At 63.5% G+C, this 3,720-nt stretch carries 3 protein-coding genes; 2 read left to right on the top strand and 1 reads right to left on the bottom strand.

The window, feature by feature from the left end; genetic code table 11:
• A partial coding sequence (locus NDI87_RS17030; RefSeq protein ID WP_296276777.1) for a CarD family transcriptional regulator occupies positions 1 to 2,118 on the bottom strand: 2,118 nt, incomplete at its 3' end.
• Between the two features lie 108 nt (positions 2,119 to 2,226).
• Between NDI87_RS17030 and ispD the strand changes: the two genes are divergently transcribed.
• The gene (gene ispD, locus NDI87_RS17025; RefSeq protein ID WP_296276776.1) at positions 2,227 to 2,952 is read left to right on the top strand and encodes a 2-C-methyl-D-erythritol 4-phosphate cytidylyltransferase; all 726 of its coding nucleotides are present in this window, start codon (positions 2,227 to 2,229) and stop codon (positions 2,950 to 2,952) included.
• Positions 2,953 to 3,055: 103 nt separating this feature from the next.
• Positions 3,056 to 3,532 carry a 2-C-methyl-D-erythritol 2,4-cyclodiphosphate synthase gene (ispF, locus tag NDI87_RS17020; RefSeq protein WP_296276775.1) on the top strand — a complete coding sequence of 159 codons (477 nt, stop codon included), beginning with the start codon at positions 3,056 to 3,058 and terminating at the stop codon, positions 3,530 to 3,532.
• Positions 3,533 to 3,720 lie beyond the last annotated feature (188 nt).

The raw sequence follows: 3,720 nt of genomic DNA, 5'->3' as shown, positions 1-3,720 counted from the left end.
CTTGAGCGCGGCGGTGATTTCCTTGCCCGATCTGAAGCGGCTCATCTCGGCCACTTTCACCGGCCAGTTGGCAAAACGGTCCACCAGCGTCTGGTAATGCTGCTCGGCCAGCAGCGTGGTGGGGGCCAGAAACGCCACCTGCTTGCCGCCCGTGATGGCGACAAACGCGGCGCGCAGGGCGACTTCGGTCTTGCCGAAGCCCACGTCACCGCAAACCAGCCGGTCCATCGGGCGCGGGCTGATCATGTCCTGGATCACGGCGTGGATGGCGGCTTTCTGGTCGGCGGTTTCCTCAAAGCCAAATTCATTGGCAAAGGCCTCGTAATCGGTGGGCGAGTACCTGAAGGCATGGCCTTGCCGGGCGGCGCGGCGGGCATAAATGTTGAGCAACTCGGCGGCACTGTCGCGCACCTGCTCGGCAGCCTTGCGCTTGGCCTTTTCCCACTGGCCGCTGCCCAGCTTGTGCAGCGGCGCCTCGTCGGGGCTGACGCCGGTGTAGCGGCTGATCAGCTGCAGCTGGCTGACCGGCACATAAAGCGTGGCCTTGTCGGCATATTCCAGGTGTAAAAACTCCTGCACCTCGGGCTCGCCGTTGGGCAGTTTGTTACCCAGGTCCAGATTGACCAGGCCGCGGTAGCGGCCAATGCCGTGGGCGGAATGCACCACCGGGTCGCCTACTTTCAGCTCACTCAGGTCCTTGATGAGCGCTTCAACGTCACTCACCTGTTCCTGTTTTTTGCGTCGCCGTGTGGTCGGGCTGGCGGCAAAGAGTTCGGTCTCGGTGACAAAGTCGATGCCGGCGTCGAGCCAGCCAAAGCCCATCGCCAGGCCCGACGTGGCAATGCCGATTTTCTCGTCGCTGTCCTGAAACTCGGCCAGCGAGTCAAACGACGGCGGGTCGAACTGGCTGCTGTGCAGAAAGTCGAGCAGGCTGGCGCGCCGGCCATCGCTTTCGGCCAGCACCAGCACGCGCTGCTGGCTGTTGCGAATGTGCGCCTTGAGTTTGGCCAGCGGGTCTTCGGCGCCACGCGCCACGGTCAGGTCGCCCAGGCGCACAAAGCGGGCACTGTCAGCCACCTCATCCACCGCCGCGCGCAGGGCCAGTTGGGCATGCTGGTTGACGCGGGCGTAAAACTGCTCGGCGCTTAAAAACAGCGCGTCGGGCGGCAGCACCGGCCGCTCCGGGTCGCCCTGCACCAGCCGGTAACGTTCACGCGTGTCCTGCCAGAAGTGGGCAAAGGCGGGTTCCAGGTCACCGTGCAGCACCACCGTGGCGGCCTCGCCCAGGTAGTCGAAGACGGTGGCGGTGTCGTCAAAAAACAGCGGCAGGTAGTACTCGATGCCGGCGGTGGCAACGCCGGTGCCGATGTCCTTGTAAATGCGGCTGCGGGTCGGGTCGCCCTCCAGCAATTCGCGCCAGCGGCTGCGAAAGCGCGCACGGGCGTCGTCATCCATCGGAAACTCGCGCCCGGGCAGCAGCCGCACCTCGGGCACCGGGTACAGGCTGCGCTGGCTGTCCGGGTCAAAGGTGCGGATGCTGTCGATCTCGTCGTCGAACAAATCGACCCGGTACGGCACCAGCGAGCCCATGGGAAACAGGTCAATCAGGCCGCCGCGCACCGCGTATTCACCGGGGCTCACCACTTGCGACACATGGCTGTAGCCGGCCAGCGTCAGCTGCGCCTTGAGTTTGGCCTCGTTGAGCTGCTGCTTGACCTTGAAGTGAAAGGTGTAGGCGGCCAGAAAGGACGGCGGCGCCAGCCGGTACAGCGCCGTGGTGGCCGGCACGATCACCACGTCGGCGCCGGTGTCGTGGTCGCGCTGGCTGATGCGCCAGAGCGTGGCCAGGCGCTCGCTGATCAAATCCTGGTGCGGCGAAAAAGTGTCATAGGGCAGGGTTTCCCAGTCCGGGAACAACACGCAGCGCAGCGCCGGCGCAAAAAACGCCATTTCCTCGATCAGGCGCTGGGCGTCGGTGGCGTCCGCCGTGACGATGGCGGTGACCTTGTGGGCGGCCTTGTCGCGCAAGGCCAGTTGCGCCAGCAGCAGGGCATCGGCCGAGCCGACCGGACGCGGCAGCGTGTAGCGTTTGCCAGGGGTAAGTTTGGGTAAATCCATGAAAGGCCAGCAGCTCAGCAGCAGTGTGTGGGGCGTGACAAAAACGCCAAAACCCTGCGCAAAATCAGGCAGGGTGTGTGGGCTGGATTCTAGAATGCAGCCCACACCATGACAGAACTTAACGACATTGCCCTTGCACCCACCGCCGCACCGCGTTGCTGGGCGCTCATTCCCTGTGCTGGCACGGGCTCACGCGCCGGTGCAGCGGGCCCCAAGCAGTACCAGGTGCTGGTTGGCAAACCCATGGTGATGCACACGCTGGCCGCCTTTGCCGAAGTCTCGCGCATCAACCAAACCCTGGTGGTGGTGTCGCCTGATGACACATTTTTTCAGACACCAGAAGCGCTCAATGCTTCGTTTCTCATCGCTGCCTGTGGTGGCTCAACGCGGGCGGCCAGCGTCTTCAACGGCTTGAATGCCTTGCTCGCAGAAGGTGCGGTGGCGCATGACTGGGTGCTGGTGCACGATGCCGCGCGCTGCCTGATCACGCCCGCCCAGATCAACCAGTTGCTCGATGCCTGCCTGGCCGACGAGGTCGGTGGCCTGCTGGCCATGCCGCTGCCCGACACGCTCAAGGTGGCGCAGGCGGGCCGGGTGGCGGCCACGCTGCCACGAGAGGACAAATGGCTGGCGCAAACGCCGCAAATGTTTCGCATTGGCAGCCTGCTTGAGGCCCTGGAACTGGCGGGCGACGCCGTCACCGACGAGTCCAGCGCCATCGAGGCCATGGGCCTGAACCCGAAGCTGGTGCCCGGCAGCGCGCAAAACTTCAAAGTAACTTATCCGGAAGACTTTTTACTCGCGCAGGCGCTGCTGCAAAGTCGCCAGGCGTAGAGTGAAAGAATCTCGTCATTGCGAGCGAAGCGTGGCAATCCATACGGGTTTGACAAGCCCCTTCCTGGTCATGGAAGTTTTTTTCTATCAAGAGGTAAATTAGATGAATTTCAGAATCGGTGAAGGTTGGGACATCCACGCGCTGGTGGCCGGGCGCAAGCTCATGCTGGGCGGCGTCGAGGTGCCGTACCCCTTTGGGCTGCTGGGCCACTCGGATGCCGACGTGCTGTTGCACGCCATCACCGACGCCCTGCTGGGTGCGGCGGCGCTGGGTGACATTGGCAGCCATTTCCCGGACACCGACGTGCAGTTCAAAGGCGCTGCTTCAAGTGTCCTGCTGGCCGAAGCCGCCCGCCGGGTGCGCGCCAAGGGCTTTGAGATTGGCAATGTGGACTGCACCATCATCGCCCAGGCGCCCAAGCTGATGTTGTTCATGCCCGCCATTCGCGCCAGCGTGGCGCAGACGCTGGGCGTTGTGGTGGATCAGGTCAACGTGAAAGCCAAGACGTCAGAAAGAATGGGTCCGGTCGGGCTGGGCCAGGCGATGGAAGCGCGCGCGGTGGTGCTGCTGACGTTTTAAAGAAGCAAAACGTCGTCATTCTGAAAGGATGGCCGTCATTGTGAGCGCAGCGCGGCTGGTACCGTCATTGCGAGCGAAGCGCGGCAATCCATGCAACTGGACTTCGTGGATTGCCACGTCGCTGCCGCTCCTCGCAATGACGGCGTTTCGTTTCGTCATTGCGAGCGCAGCGCGGCAATCCATGCAGT

Origin of the sequence: Rhodoferax sp., assembly GCF_023701345.1 — a bacterium.
Lineage (GTDB): Bacteria > Pseudomonadota > Gammaproteobacteria > Burkholderiales > Burkholderiaceae_C > Rhodoferax.
The sequence above is the reverse complement of the archived record's forward strand: the minus strand, read 5'-3'. Positions and strand labels throughout refer to the sequence as shown.